Below are 21,745 nucleotides of genomic sequence, written 5' to 3'. Positions count from 1 at the left end.
TTTCGTTACAATAAAGGGTAGTATATATGAGGAAGGATTGTTACTGATGAAAAAATTCCTGCGCCAATTTTCCAGTTGGCCCATATCCATTAAGATCATAGTCAGTTTTGCTTTTGCTATGTTTGCGGGTTCTCTGATACTGGCTATGCCATTCAGTCAATTAGAAACGTCTCAAGCCACTTATTTTGATCATCTCTTTGGCGCCATTTCAATGGTTGCTGTAACTGGCTTATCTACCGTACCAGTTGCTGAGACTTATAATTTATTCGGTCAGATCGTTACACTTATCTTGATCAAGCTTGGCGGTTTAGGTCTGATCACGATCGTTTCAGCTATTATTATGCAGTTTGGCCGGCAAGTAAGTATGAAAGAAGAAATCACCTTACAGCAGGCTTTGAACCGGAACGATATGAAAGGGTTCCGGCATTTCTTACTTAACGTCGTCAAATACACGACGATTTTTGAAGCGCTCGGCGCTCTCATATTCATGTTCAAATTCATCCCTTTGTTTGGATGGGGCAAAGGCATTTTCAATTCTATATTCCTGTCGATTTCTGCCTTCAATAATGCCGGATTTGATAACCTGGGCACGATAAGTCTCCAAAACTTCGTCGCTATGCCCGTCGTTAACATCGTTGTCCCTGTTTTAATTATTCTTGGAGGTATCGGCTTCTCCGTCTGGTTCGATGTCGCCAACCATTTCAAACAATTCAGAGCAGCAAGAAGCTGGCTGGATTTTAAAGGGACCTATCGTCGTTTGACCCTGCATTCGCGTTTAGTCATCAAGTGGTCCTTGATGCTGATCCTTGCTGCTATGATTATTTTTACTCTAGCAGAATGGAATAATCCCGAATCCTTAGGCGGATTAAGCTTTTCCGCAAAAATACAGGCTATTTTCTTTCAGGCAGTGACATTGAGGACAGCTGGTTTCAGCACCTTGAATTTTGCTGAATTCCACATGTTCACTCTTGTGGCATTCACGGTCTTCATGTTCATTGGTGGGTCTCCGGGCGGAACAGCCGGCGGTGCAAAAACCTCTACCGTTGCATTAGTTGTCAAGCTCATTGTTACAGAAATAAAAGGATTTACACATATCAACTATAAAAACAGAACACTGGAAATGGATATCGTCAAACGGGCACTGGTCATCGTCGTCATGTTTATTTTACTTAACTTTATTGCTTTATCCTTCATGACGATATTCGATGAAGATATCCCACTGCAGTATCTGTTTTTTGAAACCGTCTCGGCTTTTGGTACCGTCGGCTTATCGGCCAATTTAACAGCAACACTTTCCAGATACAGTCAGACTGTCATTATGTTCTGTATGTTTATCGGGAGAATCGGACCGATCACCATCTTTACTGCTTTAGGCAATAGAGATAGAAGAAAACGAGATATCAAGTACGCTACAGGCAGCATATTAATTGGTTAGGAGTTGTTAATTTTGGTTAAAACAGTTGGAGTATTAGGGTTGGGTGTATTTGGATCGACTATTGCTAAAGAACTGGGAGAGCAGCATTACGACGTGATCGCTGTAGATAAAAACCTTGTCGATGTCAATCGTGTCGAAGAGTTTGTGATTCAAGCTGTTCAGGGTAATTTCACAGATATCGAACTTTTAAGAAGCATCGGTTTCTCGAATTGCGATGTGGCTGTCATCGGTACAGGCTCAAACCTGGAATCAAGCGTTCTGGCGATCATGAACTGTAAGAAACTGGGTATCAAACGGATCGTGGCCAAAGCTAAGAACCGTACGCATATGGAAATCATGCAGGAAATGGGCGCGGATGAAATCATTCGTCCAGAAAAAGAAATGGGCGATAAAGTGGCCCGTAACATCATGCGTAATAATATCCTCGATGTCATTACCCTTGATGAAGAAAATTCCATTATCGAATTTACTGCCCCTGATCGCTGGATCGGACGCAGCTTGAAAGAAATGGATCTGCGTAAAAAGTATAAAATCAATGTTATCGGCATGAAGTCTGAACCCAATGGGAAACTAGTTATTAATGTCCACCCTGAAGAAAAGATCAAACCGGGCAGTTTCATCGTTGCGATCGGCAAGCCGGAAACATTTGAACACCTGGATTACACAAATCAGCTGAAGTAAATAGAAATCGTGATAAAGAAGAAAACACCGTCACATCGAGGAAATCCACTCCTTGATGTGACGGTGTTTTTATTTACATAATTTATAAAATTTCAAAAGTCTTTTGCCCGGCTTACTGTGTTTGTTTAACCTACTTACATCGTGATTTCAAATTCCAGATCGTCTTCTTCAGAAGACAGCGTATCTGTGGCCGGTTTCTTCCAGGCAATCTGAGCTCCCACAGAAATCGCAGTGCCTACAAGTATAGCTAACACGAATAATACAATATTGCTGGCCATCGGTAAGCCGAACACGCCTGACACACCGGATGTTGAAATACCCATTCCCATCATCAGCGCACCGCCTACTGCTGCTCCCAGCATATTCGAACCAATGACACGGATCGGATCACGGAAGGCATAGGGCAAGGTTGCTTCCGTAATACCGACCAGACCGGATAGAATAGAAGCTGGCGCCATTTTGATTTCATCTTCAGTGTATTTTTCTTTAGCCAGCAGGGCCGCAATACCGACTGATAATGCAGGGACCATGATCCCGGGGAAGACTGCCGCATTGACAATGAATCCTATGCCGCTTGGATTATTCCAGACTGCAAAGACGAAGGTGATGGCGATTTTATTGAGTGGTCCTCCCATATCAAAAGCACACATCGCACTTAGGATGGCACCCAGCAGGAATGCATACTGCGGCGCTTGGGATAAGGTAATAAGATTATTTATGATAACATCATTCAATGTCCCAACGATAATAGCTACGGGATAGGCCATCACAAAGTACAACAGCCAGCCTGTCAGTACAGGAATAAACAGCGTCTTATGAATCGACTGTAAAAACTCTGGCATCGGCAGTTTTCTCAAGGCCAGTACAACGTATCCGGCGAGGAATCCTGCTAATATAGCCCCCAAGAAACCACTGGCTGAAGTGCCTTCAACAAGCGGATGGGCTGCAATATACCCGCCGATGAACCCGGGAATGAGCGCGGCTTTATCTCCGATCGCATACGCCATATAAGCAGCAAAGATAGCCGGTATAATATTCATCATGGTCCAGGCGAATCCATTTAAAAGCGTCACAGCCTGTATTTCACTGCTTGCGGATTGAGCAATCATACCTGTTACAGCGATCGTCATACCTGAAAAGACAATGAGCGGCAGCATATAAGAGACGCCCGTCATCAGTGCTTGCTGAAATTTTTTCATGTGTTTTCCCTCACTCTTCCTTTAATTTTTCTTCTATTTTCTTTATTAAACTCCCCGCATTCTTGATTGCAGCGGCGACGGGTATGTTGACCTTCTTGATTCCTTCAAAGCGCTCAGTCCGTGCTAATTTCACGTCTGAAGCAATGATAAGAATGTCCGCCTCCTGCAGATCTTTCCTGGACAGCTCGTCCTCTATCCCTGTGGCTCCCTGCGTTTCCACTTTCACCTCATGTCCGCGTTCTTTAGCGGCATCTTCGATGGCACGTTTAGCCATAAATGTATGGGCAACACCTGTGGCACAGGCTGTCACTGCTACGATCTTCATTATATTCCCACCTTCCTATACTAAGAGCTGATTCAACAGTGCTTCACAATCCTCTTTCGTTTCAGCATTTTTGAATGCTTCCTGAATTTTCTTATCCATTAAATGATAGGACAGTCTGGACAATAGTTTTAAATGGATCGCTTCCCCTTTTTCCTTTGGTACAATGAGCAGAAAGATGATCGAAACAGGTTGGCCGTCCAGCGCTTCCCACTCCAGCTTCTGATCTGTTTTCATCAGTACCACGATCGGTGTATGTATCTGGCTGGACTTTCCATGAGGGATAGCAAAGCCATTCCCGAATCCTGTTGTACTGAGAGCCTCACGTTTTTTGATTTCCTGCAGCACTTCTTCTCTTTCAAAGTCGAACGCTGAATGACTTTTTACATCATCGAGTATTTCCTTGAAGATTTCAGTTTTCTTCCCTGACTGAAAGGTTTTTGATGGATCAATGTAGTAATCGACCCCGCCGTCTGCTGACTCATTCAATACTCCTCACTCCTTTTGCTTATAAAGTAGTCTTATTATACCAATTATTCGCATGGAGAAGAAAAGATATGCCAGCACAAAAAAAACGATATCTTTTGTCCCACCCTTTTTACAGGCGGATACAAAAGATATCGCTCTAACTGTTTAACCCGGTATGTCACTTTCAGGATAGTAAGACAAGGAAGAAAACTTATTGTACTCCTTGATGAACAGTAGTTTAACTGTTCCTCGTGCGCCTGAACGGTTCTTCTCCAGGATGACTTCGACGACGTTCTCATCTGCCGACTCATCTTCTTCGCCATCTTCACTGCGGTAGTAGTCTTCTCTATATAAAAAGGCTACGATATCGGCATCCTGCTCGATCGATCCGGATTCTCTCAAATCACTGAGGATCGGACGCTTATCCTGTCTCTGCTCCACACTACGCGAGAGCTGAGACAACGCAACAACAGGGACAGACAGTTCTTTGGCTAACTTTTTGAGTTGTCTGGATATTTCAGAAACTTCCTGCTGACGACTTTCCCGACCCGTTCCTTCGATCAGCTGGAGATAGTCGATCACGATCAGACCAATACTCCCTTTCTCCTGCTTGAGTTTACGGCATTTGGCACGGATCTCGGCCGTTCTGATCCCCGGCGTATCATCGATATAAATATTCGCTTTAGACAAACTGCCCATAGCCACGAACAGTTTCGTGAATTCCTCTTCAGTCAGCTGACCCGTACGCAAATGCGTGGCGTTGATGGTTCCTTCTGCACAGAGCATACGGTTGACCAGCTGCTCCGCACCCATTTCAAGACTGAATATAGCAACATTCTCATCCGTCTTTGTTCCGATATTCTGGGCCACATTCAAGGCAAAGGCCGTTTTACCCACACCCGGACGAGCGGCCAGGATGATCAGTTCGTCCTCATGGAGACCGGCTGTCATCTGATCGAGCATTTTATATCCCGTCGAAACACCGGTAATGTCATCGTCATTCTGAAAGAGATCATCGATGTTGTTGATCGTATTTCTCAAGACAGTTTCTATGTCAACGAAGCCGCTCCTGCTTTTCTTCTCGGAAACTTCCAGGATCCTTCTTTCTGCTTCATCAAGCAGATTGGGGATATTGTCTGTTTCCTGATAGCCCTGAGAAGCTATTTCTGTGGCTGTCTGGATCAGGTTCCTCAGTATGGCGCGTTCTTCCACGATTTTAGCATAATGCTCGACGTTTGCCGCTGTAGGCACCGTCGTAGCCAGTTCTGCCAGATAAGGGGTCCCGCCAACATCTTCCAGCTGATCCTTCGATTCTAAATTATTTGCAATTGTAATGACGTCAATGGCTTCATTCTTTTCGTTCAATTCAATCATGGATTGAAAAATAAGCTGATGCGCACGACGATAAAAATCATTAGCTTCCACATACTCCATAGCCGGAATAATAGCTTCAGGATCAAGTAAGATTGACCCCAAGACAGATTGTTCGGCTTCTATATTCTGTGGAGGTAAGCGATCACCTATAACGTCCATCTCGATGTCTAACTTCCTTTCGTGTCCTTCGCTGTTTCTCTATTGTACCCTATCTCAAAATAAAAGTATATAAGGGAACATACGTTTAATGTTGATTGTTTCACGTGAAACAATCCAGACAAAAGCTAGCATGGTCTAAGGAATGGATACCTGAAACATGCTAGCTCACGTAATTCTGTAGTATTTGTTCGTCTATTCGTCTTTGGCTAGGACTCTAACCGTTATTTCTGCTGTCACATCTTTGTGCAGTTTGACATCCATTTTCTGGCTGCCTAAAGAACGCATCGGAACTGACTGATTGATCTTTCTTTTATCCACTTTTACGCTCAGCTGTTTCTCGATCGCTTTTGCGATCTGCTTAGTAGTGACAGACCCGAACAGACGCCCGTCTTCTGCTGCCTTTTCATAGATTTCGATCGGGTTCTCTTCAAGGATCTCTTTTTCCTTTTTAGCTTCTTCCAGAATTTCCTGTTCTTCTCTCTTCTGGGCTTTTTTCTTCATCGTCAGCTCTTTCTTAGCTGATGAAGTGGCTTCTGCAGCAAATCCTTTTTTAATCAAAAAGTTTCTGGCATAACCGTCAGAGACGTTTTTGACTTCTCCTTTTTTCCCTGTTCCTTTTACGTCTTTTAATAGAATAACTTCCATAGTTTTAACTCCCTCTCTTTTTTTAGTCTAATTGAGAATGTATAACTTCTTTTAATTCTTCTATTATTTCAGAGATGCTCTGACCGTCGATCTGTGTTGCGGCATTGGATAAATGACCTCCGCCGCCCATTTTTTCCATAATGGCCTGAACGTTGATTTTACCCAAGCTCCGTGCGCTTATACCCACTGTTTCTTCTGACCGCCTTGTAATGACGAATGCGGCTTCAACACCTGACATGCTTAACATGGTGTCAGCTGTCTGAGCGGCCGTCACAGAGGGATAGATTTCATCATCTGCCCCATAAGCGATCGCGACACCATCGATAACATAGTCAAGTGTTTCGATCAACCGGCTGCGCCTTAGATAGCTTTCAGGGTCTTCTTTCAGCAGTCGCTGGATCATAGTGGAATTGGCCCCCACAGATTGGAGATAACTGGCTGCATCAAAGGTACGCGATCCCGTTCTCAAACTGAAGTTGTTCGTATCTACGACGATCCCGCCCAGCATCGCTGTTGCTTCAATACGATTGATCGGTTCACCATCGGTCGATACATATTCAAACAGTTCAGTGATCAGTTCAGCTGTTGACGATGCATAGGGTTCAATGTAAACCAGCAGAGGATTCTCTGTGAACTCTTCTCCTCGCCGGTGATGATCGATCACCATATTGCGCTTGGTTTTTCTCAGCAGGTTAGGTGCGATAGAAAGCACAGGTTTATGATGATCCACTAATATGACCAGATCATTGGCATTGATCATCCGCTCCGCTTCTGCTGAAGAAATGAGATTGCTGTTCACCTGTTTATGCTTCTTGATTTCCTGAAGGAGTTTGGCTACATCCTTGTTGACATCGTCTTCATCTATGACGACATGTACCTCTTTTTTGAGCATCATGGCTATCCGTGCGATCCCAAGAGAAGAGCCGACAGAATCCATGTCAGGATTTTTGTGTCCCATGACGTATATCGTTTCGCTGTCATTCATCAGTTTCTGCATAGCCTGACTGATCATACGCGAGCGGACCCGAGTCCGTTTTTCCATCGGATTCGTCTTTCCGCCGTAATAGCGCGGCTCTTCGTCGATCGCTTTAACGATGGCCTGATCTCCCCCGCGTCCCAGAGCTAAGTCCAGATTGTTTTGAGCGAGATCTGCCAGTTTGTCAAAGGATGCATCACCATAAGACAAACCGATACTGATCGTCAGCGGCAGGTTCCGCTTGGACGTCCGGTCTCTGATGCTGTCGATGATATTGAATTTATCATTTTCCAGTCGTTCCAGTTCTTCTCTGTCTAACAGCAGGAAGTAGCGGTCATCAGATATCCGTTTATAGAATATCCCGTGCTGCTTGCCCCAGTTGGAAAAATAAGTGGTCAGCAGGCTGTCAAAACCGGAGACCCCTCTGTCATCAAGACCTTGAGTGATCTCATCGTAGTTATCTAGAAACAGCCAGCCAACTACGGGACGTGTTTTTTCATATTCTTCAGTGATCGACGCGTATTCAGTGATATCCAGCAGATACAGTGCGTTGATGTCTTTTTGAAGAGAAACTTTATAAATCTTCTCGTTCCACTCCACTAAATTAAAGTCTTCTCTTTTATCATTGTCAAAATAGTCCGACAAGTCTTTGTTCACTTCTCTGATCGGTTCACCTAACAGCTGCTGGTCACTGGGAAGCTGCAGCTGCATGTAAGGATTGATCCATTCGATCTGGTTTTCCTCATTGAGTAGAATGATTCCCATCGGCATTTTGATCAAAGCTTCCTGTTGTCCACGTTTAATACGATAAGACAAATTAAGTATATAGTTATTCAGCTCCTCGTTGTATTCATTGCTGAATCGCCATATGATTACAAGAGTGATCAGGAATAACACTAACATCAATGCCCCGAGCCAGATATATGCAAAAAAACTCAAAACCGTCATCGTGAACTGAACAGCTACCGCAAATAGAAGCATACGCTTTAAATACGGGTGATTCAGTAATTTAGGAAGATTTTCTTCCTGCGACTTATTATTCATATTTTCTCCTCTTAACATCGTCATTATAACTATTTCCTTATATTTTAACACGTTTATAAGGTTACTTCTATACTAGATGTCAGTATTTAAATGTTTCATGTGAAACATTTAAAATCGAGTAGGAGATAAATGATTAATTCATTTATCGTCCTCTCACACCACCGTACGTACGGTTCCGTATACGGCGGTTCAATATCTTAAGTAAGCAGACTCTGCCAGGTCTCGTAGTGAAACTACGTTCCACCGGTAGAGTCTTTTCGTTGTAAGCACCCAATGAACTTCAGGTGTTTTTGACAGTCTCCAGTATTTCTTTCTGGAATAGCCTATGCGTTTGGCACTATCTATATCTAGACCTAAGCGCATTAATCTGCTAATCTTAGTACGTGGATTTTTCCATCTCTTTAAAATTAGCTGCCTGATTCGGTGATGGAGCCATTGCTCCACTTTAGTTACGAAGGTTTTGATGAAGCCTGTGCCAAAATAATTTATCCAGCCTCTTGTTCGGCTGTTTATCTCTTTGACAATCTCATCAAACTTCCCTGCTCGCTTACGTTTGGTCAAGCGTTTCAAGGTGCGAATGAATTTCGCTTTGGCTTCGTTCGAAGGTCTGTAGCGACAGACCCCATTCACTGTGGTTATCAGACAACCCAAGAACTTTAAACGCGTTGGTGAACCCACTTTACTTTTCTCTTGGTTGACAGTTAGTTTCAGGTCTTTTTCAATGAAGCGAGTGATGCTTTGGAGCACACGTTCACCGGCTCGTTTTGACTTCACAAAGATGACGAAGTCATCAGCGAACCGAACGAAACGATGTCCTCTCTGCTTCATTTCTTTATCCAGTTCATGTAAGTATACGTTACTGAGTAGGGGCGAAATCACGCCACCTTGTGGTGCGCCTGTGTTACTTTCTACGAATTCGCCAGACAGATCTATGACACCGCTCTGTAAGAACTTACGGATAATTTTCAGAATCATTTTGTCCTGTATATACTGTTCGAGATAGTACATCAGCTTATCATGATTGAGTGTGTCAAAGCACTGTTTCAGGTCACAATCGACGGCCACTTTGTAGCCTTGCTGATAATAGTCGACACACTCTTTCAGAGCTGTATGATTGCTTTTCCCTTTACGGAACCCATGACTGTGTGGGAGGAAATGTTTATCAATGATAGGTTCTATCACTTGCCTGATGGCTTGCTGGACCACTCGGTCCCGTACCACTGGAATGCCCAGTTTTCGGATACCCCCATTCGCTTTGGGAATTTCCACCCGTCTGACCGGTTGTGGTTTATAGGTGCCGTCTAACAGTTTCTTTTTTAAATACGGACTCATTTCCATGATATGTGATTCTATCTCATTAACTGTCATACCATCTACTCCAGCAGCTCCTTTATTGCGTTTAACAATTTTAGCCGCTTCAAATAGATTCTTCTCACTTACAACGAGCCTCATGAGAGACTCACCATACTTGTCTTTACATTCACCTAGGCGATTACTCCGCACATCTACATACTCTTTCGCTTCCAGCTTATCCCTTTGTAGTTTGCCAACCCGTGGGTCGTTTTCTGCGTTTGTCATAATGCCTAACCTCCAATCTTCAAAGTATTGATATTGTTCGGTCCTTCGGTACATTTTCCCTACTATGACCTCGGCTGACTTCTCGCCATTCGTTGTTACTACTAAGCGCTGACGAGACCTCCCCGGGTAAGAACGACAACCTTCTGCTCACGTCACTGCTTCATTTACTCAATAGAATTCGGGCAGTATCGGACTTCACTTTGTGATGCAAGCTCATCCGTTCTATTAAGCCTTGGTATGAAGTTTCTGTTCGTCAGTGCAAGCATTTGCGTCCGACTTCCTTCAGATTCCGCCTCACGGCGGACACCCTTGTCTTTCGCTAACAGTTCCTACTGCCAAGTCTGTAGTGGACTTTCACCACCAAGTTGTCGCCCATGCCGGGCGCACATCAAAAGAAGCTGTAACAGATTAATCTGTCACAGCTTCTATAAATTGTTTATTCTTCAGTAACGAATGGCAACAAGCCCATGATACGAGCACGTTTGATTGCTTTCGTTAATTTACGTTGGTTTTTAGCGTAAGTTCCAGTTACACGACGTGGTAAAATCTTACCTCTGTCTGAAATGAAACGTTTCAATAAATCGACATCTTTGTAATCAATATATTCAATATGATTAGCTGCAAAGAAGTCAACTTTACGGCGCTTTCTTCCGCCTCTACGTCCAGCCATGTTATAATCCTCCTTTTATTCTTGAATCAAAATGGTAAATCGTCATCGGAAATATCGATCGAATCATTGTTTGAATCAAATGGATCCTCATCGAAATTTGCGTAATTGCTTTTACTGTTGTTTTTGGGAGCTTGATTGTTATTCTGCGAATAATTTGAATTATTGGAGTAGTTGTTATTTGAAAATCCGGAGTTAGAACTTGACCCATCATTCTGCGCACGTTTTTCAGTGACCGACTTCGGTTCAAGCATCTGGAAGTTTTCACAGACTACTTCTGTAATATAAACTTTTCTACCTTCGTTATTGGTATAGTTTCGCGTTTGAATATGACCAGTCACTCCGACTAACGATCCCTTGCGGGTAAAGTTAGAAATGATCTCAGCTGTTTTTCTCCAAGCCACACAGTTGATAAAGTCAGTTTCTCTCTCACCTTGTGCGTTCTTGAATTGACGTTCCACAGCTACGGTAAATGAAGCAACGGCTGTCCCGCTACCCGTATAACGAAGTTCAGCATCTCTAGTCAATCTTCCAACTAGTACGACATTGTTAATCAATCAAAGTGGCTCCTTTCTTAAAAAGGCAATTATTAAAAGTGTTTCACGTGAAACATTAGTCTTCTAGACGAACGATCATATGACGTAAAATGTCGTCATTGATACGTGCTAGGCGTTCAAATTCATTGATAGCTGCTGCATCTGAAGTTTGTAGGTTTACTAAGCGATATGTTCCTTCGCGGTATCCTTTGATTTCATACGCAAAACGGCGTTTCGCCCAGTCTTTTGATTCAGTTACTTCAGCACCGTTATCTTTTAAGATAGTTTCAAAGCGCTCTACTAAAGCTTTTTTACCTTCTTCATCAAGATCGGGACGGATGATATATAATAATTCATATTTAGCTGATTGACTCATCTTTGACTGTCACCTCCTTATGGACTTTGGCCCTTTCATTTGAAAGAGCAAGGAGAGTATTCTATACAGAGTACTCACCGAAATATTATAGCACACACCTGATTGAAACACAAGGTTTCTTTCAAGTAGTCTGTATAAAAAAGAGAGCCGCTCATTTTACTGGCCGCCCTCTTCATTATTTATAAACATACTATTCGATTTAGCTTTGTAAATCTTCGTCTGTATCCTCTTCTGTTACAACATCTGCTGGTTCTGATTCCTCTGAAATTTCTTCGTCAGTTACAGAGTCAGTTGCTGTTTCTTCAGAATCAGTCAGCTCTTCGTCGTCTTCCTCTTCTTCAGGTTCGACTTTCGCAAGGGTGGATACATAGATATCATCTTCCAGTCTCATTAACCGGACACCCTGTGTGGCACGGCCTGTTTGAGAAATGTTTTTCGAATGGAAGCGAATGATCACACCACTTGTCGTAATCAGCATGATGTCCTCTTCCCCATGAACAGTTTTCAGTCCGACTAACGGACCGTTTTTATCTGTGATATTAACGGTCTTGACGCCTTTACCGCCACGGCCTCTGATGGCATACTCTGAAGCGTCTGTTCGCTTGCCGTAACCATTCTCAGTGATCACCAGTACTTCGGAATCAGGATTTAGAATGTCCATGCCAACGACATAATCGTCTTCTCTTAAACGGACACCTCTGACCCCCGCTGCGGCACGTCCCATGCTTCTGACGTCTTCTTCATGGAAGCTGACAGCATAGCCCTGACGCGTCCCGATAACGATATGGTCAGAACCATGGGTGACAGCCACGTTGATCAGCTCATCCTCTTCTTTAAGCACGATGGCTCGAAGACCGCTGGTTCGGATATTTTCAAATTCAGAGAAAGCGGTACGCTTCACGGTACCCATTCGCGTCGTGAAGAAGAGATGATCGGATTCTTTCGTTTCGCCTCTGGTATTGATGATCGCCTGGATACTCTCATCGTTATTGATCCCCAGGAAGTTGATGGCCGGGATCCCTTTAGCTGTTCGGCCGTATTCCGGGATCTCGTAGCCTTTAGCTTTATACACTTTACCGGTGTTCGTGAAGAACAGCAGCAGGTCATGGGTCGAGCAAGTGACCAGTGTTTCCACAAAGTCGTCTGTGTTCGTTGTCATGCCTTTAACGCCACGGCCCCCACGGTTCTGTGCTTTGAACTCGGAAATCGCCATACGCTTCATATAGCCGTTATGCGAAAGGGTGACTGCGATCTCTTCTTCTTCGATCAGGTCTTCATCTTCCAGACTGAGTGATTCCCCTACCAGAAGTTCTGTCCGGCGGTCATCGCCATGCTTGTCGGCGATCTCTTCCAGTTCTTCAGCAATGATTTCGTGGACACGCTGAGGATTCGACAGGATATCTGCCAAGTCATTGATGAGTGTCAGAAGGTCCTGGTACTCGCCTTCGATTTTCTCTCTTTCCAGACCTGTCAGTCGGACCATACGCATATCAAGGATGGCCTGTGACTGACGGTCACTGAGTCCAAAACGTTCCATCAAGGCATTTTTAGCTACATCTGCCGTGTTGGATCCTCTGATGATCGAAATGATCTCATCGATATGATCCAGGGCGATACGCAGACCTTCCAGAATGTGCGCACGCGCTTCTGCCTTACGCTTGTCGTATTCGGTTCTTCGGCGAATGACGATACGCTGATGTTTCAGATATTCGACCAGGATCTCTTTAAGTCCCAATGTTTTCGGAACACCGTTGACGATCGCCAGCATGTTGAAACCGAATGACGTCTGCAGCGGTGTCATCTTATACAAGTTATTTAATACGATACTGGCTGAAACGTCACGTCTGACATCGATAACGATACGCATGCCGTCTCTGTCTGATTCATCATTCAGGTCGGTGATGCCTTCGATACGTTTGTCTCGAGCTAGGTCTGCTATACGTTCGACCAGTTTAGCTTTATTGACTAAGTAAGGAATTTCATCCACGATGATGCGTTCTTTACCGTTCGGCTGAACTTCGATTCTTACTTTAGCTCTTACTTTTATAGATCCTCTACCTGTTTCATACGCTTTTCTTATCCCTGATTTACCTAAAACCATGGCTCCCGTAGGAAAATCCGGGCCAGGCAGGACTTCCATCAAGTCTGCAACCGTCGCGTCTTCGTTTTCCATGACGATACGACAGGCTTTGATGACTTCTCTCAAGTTATGCGGCGGGATATTCGTTGCCATCCCGACTGCGATCCCTGACGCTCCATTAACGAGCAGATTAGGGAAACGCGCCGGCAGAACATTCGGTTCACGTTCCGATCCGTCATAGTTATCATGGTAGTCAACGGTATCTTTATTGATGTCCCGCAGCATTTCCAGAGCCATTTTACTCATTCTGGCCTCTGTATAACGCATGGCTGCGGCACTGTCTCCATCGATGGACCCGAAGTTTCCGTGCCCATCGATCAGAGGGTTACGGAAACTGAAATCCTGGGACATACGTACCATCGATTCATAGATTGCGGAGTCACCGTGCGGGTGATACTTACCCATAACATCTCCGACGATACGGGCAGATTTTTTAAAGGCCTTGTCCGGGGTCATCCCCAGTTCATTCATGCCATACAATATACGACGATGCACAGGTTTCAACCCGTCACGCACATCGGGTAAAGCACGAGAGACAATAACACTCATCGCGTAGTCTAAAAAAGACTTTCTCATCTCGCTGGATAAGTTTATTTTTTCCATGCGTGCTTCTCTTTCTTCAGTCAAGTGATTTTTCCTCCTCAAGCAATTACATAACTTTTTTATCTTTATATTTTAAAAAACAGTTAATATAGTTATAAATTATACGTCGATATTTTCTACATACTGGGCATTTTCTTCGATGAATTCGCGACGCGGCTCTACTTTTTCTCCCATCAGCATGTCAAAAACCAGATCCGCTTCGATCGCATCTTCAACAGTGACTTGAAGCAGACGTCTGTTTTCCGGATTCATAGTCGTTTCCCATAACTGCTCCGCATCCATCTCACCTAGTCCTTTATAACGCTGAATAGAGGGTTTAGGAGACGCCGGAATCGATTTAAGGTGTTCCTCCAATTCTCTTTCAGAATCCACGTAGACCTCTTTTTTGCCCTGTTTTATTTGATACAGAGGCGGCATCGCTACATAAACGTAACCTGCTTCGACAACGGGACGCATGTAACGGTAAAAGAGTGTGAGCAGCAGCGTTCTGATATGCGCGCCGTCCACGTCGGCATCGGTCATGATGATCAGTTTATGGTAACGGGCTTTATCGATCTGAAATTCTTCACCGAAACCTGTCCCCATCGCTGTAAACAAGGAACGGATCTCTTCATTCGCCAGGATACGGTCGATCGACGCTTTTTCCACGTTCAGGATCTTCCCTCGGATCGGTAAAATAGCCTGGAACAAGCGTGAACGTCCTTGTTTGGCTGAGCCGCCCGCGGAGTCCCCCTCAACGATAAAGATTTCTGATTTTTCAGGATCTTTAGACGAGCAGTCTGCCAGTTTACCTGGTAAGTTGCTGATTTCCAGACCATTTTTCTTACGTGTCACTTCACGCGCACGCTTGGCAGCCAGACGGGCTTTAGCAGCCAGCAGAGCTTTATCGATGATTTTCTTGCCAACTTGAGGATTTTCAACGAGGAAACGGTTGAAGTGCTCACTGAAAAGACGGTCGGTAATGGTCCTTACTTCTGAGTTACCCAGTTTTGTCTTCGTCTGTCCTTCAAACTGTGGATCCGGATGCTTGATGCTTAAAACGATCGTCAGCCCTTCTCTGGCATCTTCACCGCTTAAATTGTCCTCGTTTTCTTTCAAATATTTATTTCGTTTGGCATAATCGTTGATGATACGCGTGAGTGCCGTTTTAAAGCCGGACTCATGCATCCCACCTTCATAGGTATGGATATTATTCGCAAAACTCATAATGTTCGTGTGGTAGCCATCCGTATGCTGTAAAGCCACCTCAACGGCGATCCCGTCCTGTTCACCTTCCAGGAAAATCGGTTCATCGTATAACACGGTCTTGCTCTGATTCAAGTATTCAACATAACTCTTGATCCCGCCGTCATACTGATATTCCAGACGAACCGGTTCATCATGGCGCTGATCTTCGATCGAAATAGCTAAGCCGCGGTTAAGGAAGGCTAGTTCACGTACACGTGTGGCCAGTTTGTTGAAGTCATAGGTCGTTGTTTCCTGGAAGATTTCTGCGTCTGCTTTAAAACGGACCACGGTTCCAGATTTGTCTGTATCCCCGGTCTCATGCAGTTCCTTTACAACATCGCCGCGTTCGAAGGCCATGTTGTGGACCCTGCCGTTTTTATGGACATCCACTTCAAGAAATTCTGACAAGGCATTAACGACAGATGAACCCACGCCGTGAAGACCGCCGGACACTTTATAGCCGCCTCCACCGAATTTTCCTCCGGCATGCAGGATCGTAAAGACGGTCTCGACTGCCGGACGGCCTGTTTTTTCCTGTATATCGATCGGGATCCCACGGCCATCATCACTGACTTCGATGATATCATCCTTTTTGATGACGATATCGATGTTCTCAGCATGACCGGCCATCGCTTCATCGATCGAGTTATCCACGATTTCCCATACAAGGTGGTGCAGCCCTTCAGGACCCGTCGATCCAATGTACATTCCCGGACGCTTTCTGACGGCTTCCAGACCTTCAAGCACCTGGATCTGACTGGCATTATACTCTTCTCTTAGTTCTTCGATTTCTTTCGGCGTTAATTTATCTTCAGCCACTTTATTCACTCTCCATTTCAATCTGTCCGTTATGCACGGTAAAAATACGCGGATCATGGAGCAATTCTTTCTTTACTCCGTCTAAACTCGTTGTGGTTAAAAAGGTCTGTACTTTATCCTGAATGGACTTTAAAAGATGCGTCTGGCGGTCGTCATCCAGTTCGCTCAGCACATCATCCAGCAGTAGAACGGGATACTCCCCCGTCATCTCTTTCATCAATTCGATCTCAGCGAGCTTCACGCTCAGTGCCGTTGTCCGCTGCTGTCCCTGGGAACCATAGGTCTGAACGTTTTTTTCATTCACATAAAACCGGACATCGTCGCGATGCGGACCCGAGAGTGTCGTCCCCTGGTCCATTTCCCGTCGTTCATTCTTTTTATACTGTTCCAGTAGATCTTTCATGACCTGTTCTTTATCTTTTTCTGAGTGCAAAGAGACCGACGAGGCATACTCAAGCGTGAGTTCCTCTTTCTCCTGACTGATATCGGCATGGATGGGCTGGGCCCATTTTTCCAGTCGCTTGACAAAAGAAAAGCGTTCAGCAAGCACCTCAGCACCTTCTGCCGCTAATTGTTCGTTCAAGATAGATAAATACGTTTGATCTATCTTTCCATTTCGACGATTCTGTTTTAAGTAAGCATTGCGCTGTTTGAGGATCTTCTGGTATTCGACAAGATGGTACAGATAAATGGCACTCATCTGTCCCATTTCCATGTCCAGGAACTTCCGTCTCACCGAAGGAGAACCTTTGACCAGAGCCAGATCCTCCGGTGCAAACAGGATCACGTTCAAATGACCGATATACGCACTCAGTTTCTTCTGTTCCAGGTGATTAAGCCGGGCTTTCTTCCCTTTTTTAGACAACACGATCTCAAGCGGATAGGTCGTTTTATCCGTTTCCACCTTACCGGTGACTTTGGCAAAGTCCTGATCCCAGCCGATGAGTTCTTTATCATTGGCCGTGCGGTGACTGCGCGCCATGGCTAAAACGTAAATGCTTTCCATCATGTTCGTCTTCCCCTGCGCATTTTCTCCTAGAAAGACATTTATTTTTTCTGAGAATTTTGCTTCCGCTGTCTCGTAATTCCTGTAGCCTCTTAAAGAAAGTTCTTTTAAAAACATCCCTATTCCCCGTCGGCAGTGGATTCTATCGTGTACGTCCCGAATTCCTCGATTTTTATCGTATCACCGTGGCGAAGCTTCTTGCCTCGACGGTTTTCAGGTTCACCGTTTACCCAAATCGGGTATTCGAGCAGAAACGGCTTTGCCATCCCGCCGCTGGATATGATGTTTGCGTGTTTTAAAAACTGACCCAGTGTGATCACTGAATCATCGATTTGAATGATTTCAGACATCGTTTTCGACTCCTTAAAAAGTAAAGACGTGGATAGCTATCCACGTTCACTAGTTTCTCTTCATATTATACCTTAAATGACCGTTTAAAACAAATCTATATAGGAATATATGCATTCTAATCGATTTTAGCGGATAATCGATAAAAAGTACTTTATGTCCTGAAACGAGCTCAGAAAGGAAAATTTCACATGATTCAGAAATTTTTGATCAGAATTTACAAAAATCAACTCGATTCCGGGTCAGAAGGTGGAGGAGTGAGCTGTTAAATTCTATAAAATCAGCGTTTTTTCTCATTTTTCCGTGTTTTTTGAGGGGTTCGGCTTATTGAAGAGGATCGCTGCTGCGAATCAGCCGAAGTTTAAGAGGTTCGGTTGATTGAATACTGACTATCCTTCCAATGAACCGAAGTTTGCCCAAGTTCGGTTCGTTGGAAGGGCTGTGGCAGCTGTATACGTCGAAGAAGACGATCTTCGGTCGATACAGTGAGTTTTTGACGTTGAACAAGCCGAACTACTGTCAAGTTCGGCTTGTTCGTCATTGATGGGATAGTGAAACGACCGAACATCTATCAGTTCGGTCGTTTCCAATGTTCTTTCTGACTGTATCGACCGAACAGGAGGGGAGAAGCCATAGTGACTGACCGAAGAGTATGAAAATTCCTGACCGGACAAAAAAAGACCCTCGAAAGGGTCTTTTTTCATATTCGTACTTTAGGAAGCGGTTCTGATCGGTGTGATCAGTTGAATGAATTCGTCATTGTCTTCACTTGGGACCAGCACGAAAGGACGCAGAGTCGAAATCAGTTTGACCGTGATTTCAACAGGACCAAAGGTGGTCAGGGCGGCTTTCAGATAATCCGGGTTGAAGGAGATTTCCATATTTTCCCCGTTCAAGTCATTGAAGGACACTTGTTCGTTCACGCGTCCGACTTCAGGGGAGTTACCGGTGATCTCAACGCTGTTGTCTTTGACCGTCAGCTTGACGACATTGTTTTTACCTTCATGGGAAAGCAGGCTGGCACGTTCCACAGCCCCTAAAAGCACATTAGCGTCTAAAGTCAGCTGAGTAGACGAGTTGTCGGGGATCAGTCTGTTCGTGTCCGGATAATTCCCTTCTAAAAGACGTGAGTAGAAGTAGGTGTCTTCCGTCTTGAATAAGATCTGGTTTTCAGCAACTGCAACTTCGATCTCATCTAGACTATCATCGAGCAGGCGAGTCAGCTCCTGCAGACTTTTACCTGGGATCACCAGATCATGCGACAGATTTTCTGTTCCTTCGATCGGGATCACACGCTGACTCAAGCGGTGACTGTCTGTGGCGACAGCTTTCAGTTTGCCGTCACTGATCGTGAAGTGGATCCCCGTTAGGATCGGACGGCTTTCATGCGTCGACACGGCAATGACGGTCTGTTTGATGATCTTTTTAAGCAGATTGACAGGCAGCGTAAAGGACTGCTCTGTGTCTATTTCAGGGAGATGTGGATAATTGACCGCATCCAGTCCATTGATGACAAAAGCAGAAGAAGCAGAGGTGATAGAGGTCTGTACACCGTCTTTCACTTCTACTGTAAAGGTTTCGTCCGGCAGTTTATTGACGATATCACTGAAGAAGCGGGCAGGTTGTAAAACAATCTGGCCGGTTTCTTCAATAGTGAGGCCTGCTTTTTCATCAGTCACACTCAGAAGCGTTTCAATTGAGATATCTGAATTGCTTCCTGTCATTTTTATCCCTTCAGAATCAGCGATCAGTTTGATCCCTGTTAATATCGGAATGGTTGCGCGAGATGAAACAGCTAACTGGACATCTTTTAATTTCTTTAAGAACGTTGCTCGATTGACAGTGAATTTCATAGTCATCCTCCATTGATAAAATAGTACCCTAATTCATATTATATATTAATATAAAGACTTAGTAATAGTAGTAGGGCCTGTGTATACTGTGGAAAACGCAAAAAGCATATAGCAGTCAAGGTTTTCCACTTGTGGATAAGTTGTGCATAACAATGTGTTTAACTTGAATGTTTATCCACAGTGCCTTTTACAGACTTTTCTTGATTTCTTCGATCTGATCCCGCATTTCACCGTTTTCTTCTTCATTCAAGACTTTCTTGATTTTCTCATGGGCATGAATAACGGTCGTGTGATCCTTGCCGCCGAATTCTTTTCCGATCTTCGGCAGGGACGTACTGGTCAGTTCTCTTGACAGGTACATGGCGATCTGACGGGGAAGCACGATTTGTCGGACGCGTTTTTTCCCTTTTAGATCAGCTAAAGAGATCTGATAGTACTTGCTGACTTTCTGTTGTATAGAAGCAATGGACACGTTCTGCTTGGCATCCTGCTTGATCATGCTTTTCAGAGCATCGGCCGCGAGACTTGTGGTGATGTCGCTGCGCTGGATCGCTGAATAAGCCTGAACGCGGACCAGGGCACCTTCCAGTTCTCTGATGTTGGAATCGATCTGTCCGGCAATGTAGCTCAAGGTGTCGTTCGGTATTTCCAGGCCTTCCGCATTGGCTTTTTTACGCAGAATCGCGATACGTGTTTCGAGATCGGGAGGCGTGATGTCGACGGAGAGTCCCCATGCAAAACGTGAAACGAGACGTTCCTGAAGTTTAGGGATCTCATTCGGCAGACGGTCACTTGTCAGGACGATCTGTTTCCGGTCATCATATAAAGCATTGAACGTATGGAAGAATTCCTCCTGCGTTCCTTCTTTATCCGCGAAAAACTGAATATCATCGACCAGCAGCAGATCCACATTACGGTAATTCTGTCTGAATTTTTCCTGCGTCCGGTTTTGAATCGAATTGATGAAGTCATTGGCAAAATTTTCACTGGATACATATTTGATGCGGGCATTCGGATTGATCTGAAGATACTGATGTCCGATCGCATGCATCAAGTGGGTCTTGCCTAAACCGACGCCGCCATAGAAGAAGAGGGGGTTGTAGATCGTTCCCGGTTCTTCAGCTACGACCAGTGCAGCGGCATGCGCCATCTGGTTGCCTTTACCGATAACAAAGGTGTCAAAGGTATACTTGCTGTTTAAGGTACTCGATTTGTTTTGAGATGTGAACTGATCGACCATATCATTCGTGTCTTGTTCTTCAAACGTGGCCTGTTCGTCTGCTGTGACAAATAAAGGAGAAACTTCTCGTCCTAAAAATTCATACAGGTATTCCACAACTTTAGTAGAGAGATTATTTTTCCAGTATTCCTTATGCAGAGTAGAAGGCACTTCGATCGTGATCGAATTATCAGAGAGTCTGACGAGGTTAGCACTTTGAATCCAGGTATCATAACTAACTTTTGAGAGTGTTTCTTTAAATTTATCTTGTAGATAAGTCCATACTGTATGTATGTCGTCCATAATTTTCCTCCTCGCCGTAAAGTTACTTTTTCTATTTTATCACGTCTTGATTCAGTTTTCCACAATTGCGTAAAATTGTTAATAAAAATTCCACAGGGTGTAAAAAAAGATATCCACAGGCAAAATCTAAATGTTAATAACTTTATAAACAATAGGTTTTAAACAAGAATTGTGGATAACTATATCGGTTATAACCGTTGCTATGAAAGGTTTTTTGAAAGTTATGCACAGCGTTAGAGAACCTGTGTACGGTTTCCATTAACAGGATGTGAAACTGTGGATAGTCTGTGAATGGGAAGGTGGATAAGAAAAAGAGGTAAGGGAGTTATTCTTCACATGTGGATATCTTTTCGGCATAACTTTTCGTTCACATTTGAAAATAAAGATGTAATCTGAACGGATTGATGGTAAAATAAGCTTGACAAACTGTGAAATGTTTTCTAAAATAACATAGTCTGTCTATATAGTGAAAAGTGATAGTCTGATATTGCTTATTATAAGTACAGAAGACATAAGGAAAGATTCAGGAGGTGTTTGCCAATGGCACAAGGATTAACATATCAACCAAAAAAACGTAAACGTCAAAGAGTACACGGATTCAGAAAACGTATGAGTACTAAAAACGGACGTAGAGTATTGAAAAACAGACGTCGTAAAGGAAGAAAAAGAATTTCTGCTTAATGACGCTAGGCGACGGAAGCTTCTTGCTGGAATATTTGGTGAGAGCACGTTGCCTTTTTTTTATTCAAATTTTTGAAAATACTTAG

19 protein-coding genes are annotated in these 21,745 nt (G+C 44.1%); 3 read left to right on the top strand and 16 right to left on the bottom strand.

Translation table 11 applies throughout. The features are described from left to right. Positions 1 to 46 precede the first annotated feature (46 nt). Positions 47 to 1,435: a TrkH family potassium uptake protein gene (locus tag AB4027_RS00095; RefSeq protein WP_368645508.1), complete on the top strand. Its 1,389-nt coding sequence runs from the start codon at positions 47 to 49 to the stop codon at positions 1,433 to 1,435. Between the two features lie 12 nt (positions 1,436 to 1,447). Next, positions 1,448 to 2,116, top strand: coding sequence for a TrkA family potassium uptake protein (locus tag AB4027_RS00090; protein WP_368645507.1), 669 nt, complete (start codon positions 1,448 to 1,450; stop codon positions 2,114 to 2,116). 134 nt (positions 2,117 to 2,250) lie between these two features. On the opposite strand, the gene AB4027_RS00085 is transcribed toward AB4027_RS00090, so the two are convergent. The 16 genes from AB4027_RS00085 to dnaA form a co-directional block, all read right to left on the bottom strand. Continuing rightward, positions 2,251 to 3,315, bottom strand: coding sequence for a PTS fructose transporter subunit IIC (locus AB4027_RS00085; protein WP_091487079.1), 1,065 nt, complete (start codon positions 3,313 to 3,315; stop codon positions 2,251 to 2,253). Positions 3,316 to 3,325: 10 nt separating this feature from the next. Continuing rightward, complete coding sequence (locus tag AB4027_RS00080) at positions 3,326 to 3,640, bottom strand: PTS fructose transporter subunit IIB (protein ID WP_368645506.1); 315 nt, start codon at positions 3,638 to 3,640, stop codon at positions 3,326 to 3,328. Positions 3,641 to 3,655: 15 nt separating this feature from the next. Continuing rightward, complete coding sequence (locus AB4027_RS00075) at positions 3,656 to 4,126, bottom strand: PTS sugar transporter subunit IIA (protein ID WP_091487076.1); 471 nt, start codon at positions 4,124 to 4,126, stop codon at positions 3,656 to 3,658. Positions 4,127 to 4,270: 144 nt separating this feature from the next. After that, on the bottom strand, positions 4,271 to 5,638 hold the full coding sequence (gene dnaB, locus AB4027_RS00070; protein ID WP_091487074.1) for a replicative DNA helicase: 1,368 nt from the start codon (positions 5,636 to 5,638) through the stop codon (positions 4,271 to 4,273). Between the two features lie 192 nt (positions 5,639 to 5,830). Further along, on the bottom strand, positions 5,831 to 6,283 hold the full coding sequence (rplI, locus tag AB4027_RS00065) for a 50S ribosomal protein L9 (protein ID WP_091487072.1): 453 nt from the start codon (positions 6,281 to 6,283) through the stop codon (positions 5,831 to 5,833). A 22-nt stretch (positions 6,284 to 6,305) separates the two neighbouring features. Continuing rightward, positions 6,306 to 8,303 (bottom strand): DHH family phosphoesterase, encoded by a 1,998-nt coding sequence (locus AB4027_RS00060; RefSeq protein WP_368645505.1) that lies wholly within the window; start codon positions 8,301 to 8,303, stop codon positions 6,306 to 6,308. A gap of 189 nt (positions 8,304 to 8,492) precedes the next feature. Further along, positions 8,493 to 9,881 carry a group II intron reverse transcriptase/maturase gene (ltrA, locus tag AB4027_RS00055; RefSeq protein WP_368645238.1) on the bottom strand — a complete coding sequence of 463 codons (1,389 nt, stop codon included), beginning with the start codon at positions 9,879 to 9,881 and terminating at the stop codon, positions 8,493 to 8,495. Positions 9,882 to 10,317: 436 nt separating this feature from the next. Further along, the gene (gene rpsR, locus AB4027_RS00050) at positions 10,318 to 10,551 is read right to left on the bottom strand and encodes a 30S ribosomal protein S18 (RefSeq protein ID WP_091487071.1); all 234 of its coding nucleotides are present in this window, start codon (positions 10,549 to 10,551) and stop codon (positions 10,318 to 10,320) included. A gap of 26 nt (positions 10,552 to 10,577) precedes the next feature. After that, positions 10,578 to 11,105: a single-stranded DNA-binding protein gene (gene ssb, locus AB4027_RS00045; protein ID WP_091487069.1), complete on the bottom strand. Its 528-nt coding sequence runs from the start codon at positions 11,103 to 11,105 to the stop codon at positions 10,578 to 10,580. 55 nt (positions 11,106 to 11,160) lie between these two features. Continuing rightward, entirely contained in the window at positions 11,161 to 11,460 is a 300-nt protein-coding gene (gene rpsF / locus AB4027_RS00040) for a 30S ribosomal protein S6 (protein WP_091487067.1), read from the bottom strand. Between the two features lie 199 nt (positions 11,461 to 11,659). Continuing rightward, the gene (gene gyrA, locus AB4027_RS00035) at positions 11,660 to 14,203 is read right to left on the bottom strand and encodes a DNA gyrase subunit A (RefSeq protein ID WP_368646433.1); all 2,544 of its coding nucleotides are present in this window, start codon (positions 14,201 to 14,203) and stop codon (positions 11,660 to 11,662) included. Positions 14,204 to 14,302: 99 nt separating this feature from the next. Continuing rightward, complete coding sequence (gyrB, locus tag AB4027_RS00030) at positions 14,303 to 16,249, bottom strand: DNA topoisomerase (ATP-hydrolyzing) subunit B (protein WP_368645504.1); 1,947 nt, start codon at positions 16,247 to 16,249, stop codon at positions 14,303 to 14,305. A 1-nt stretch (position 16,250) separates the two neighbouring features. Further along, positions 16,251 to 17,372 (bottom strand): DNA replication/repair protein RecF, encoded by a 1,122-nt coding sequence (gene recF / locus AB4027_RS00025; protein WP_368645503.1) that lies wholly within the window; start codon positions 17,370 to 17,372, stop codon positions 16,251 to 16,253. A 2-nt stretch (positions 17,373 to 17,374) separates the two neighbouring features. After that, on the bottom strand, positions 17,375 to 17,605 hold the full coding sequence (gene yaaA / locus AB4027_RS00020) for a S4 domain-containing protein YaaA (protein WP_091487060.1): 231 nt from the start codon (positions 17,603 to 17,605) through the stop codon (positions 17,375 to 17,377). A gap of 711 nt (positions 17,606 to 18,316) precedes the next feature. Beyond that, positions 18,317 to 19,456 carry a DNA polymerase III subunit beta gene (gene dnaN, locus AB4027_RS00015; protein WP_368645502.1) on the bottom strand — a complete coding sequence of 380 codons (1,140 nt, stop codon included), beginning with the start codon at positions 19,454 to 19,456 and terminating at the stop codon, positions 18,317 to 18,319. A gap of 187 nt (positions 19,457 to 19,643) precedes the next feature. Continuing rightward, positions 19,644 to 20,978 (bottom strand): chromosomal replication initiator protein DnaA, encoded by a 1,335-nt coding sequence (gene dnaA, locus AB4027_RS00010; RefSeq protein WP_368645501.1) that lies wholly within the window; start codon positions 20,976 to 20,978, stop codon positions 19,644 to 19,646. A 540-nt stretch (positions 20,979 to 21,518) separates the two neighbouring features. On the opposite strand from dnaA, the gene rpmH reads away from it, so the two are divergent. Next, a complete protein-coding gene (gene rpmH, locus AB4027_RS00005) occupies positions 21,519 to 21,659 on the top strand; it encodes a 50S ribosomal protein L34 (RefSeq protein ID WP_091487056.1) in 141 nt (46 codons plus the stop codon). Positions 21,660 to 21,745 lie beyond the last annotated feature (86 nt).

Origin of the sequence: Alkalibacterium putridalgicola (assembly GCF_040959045.1) — a bacterium.
Classification (GTDB): Bacteria; Bacillota; Bacilli; order Lactobacillales; family Carnobacteriaceae_A; genus Alkalibacterium; species Alkalibacterium putridalgicola.
Note: the sequence above shows the minus strand (reverse complement) of the source record. Positions and strands in the feature narration are given on the sequence as shown.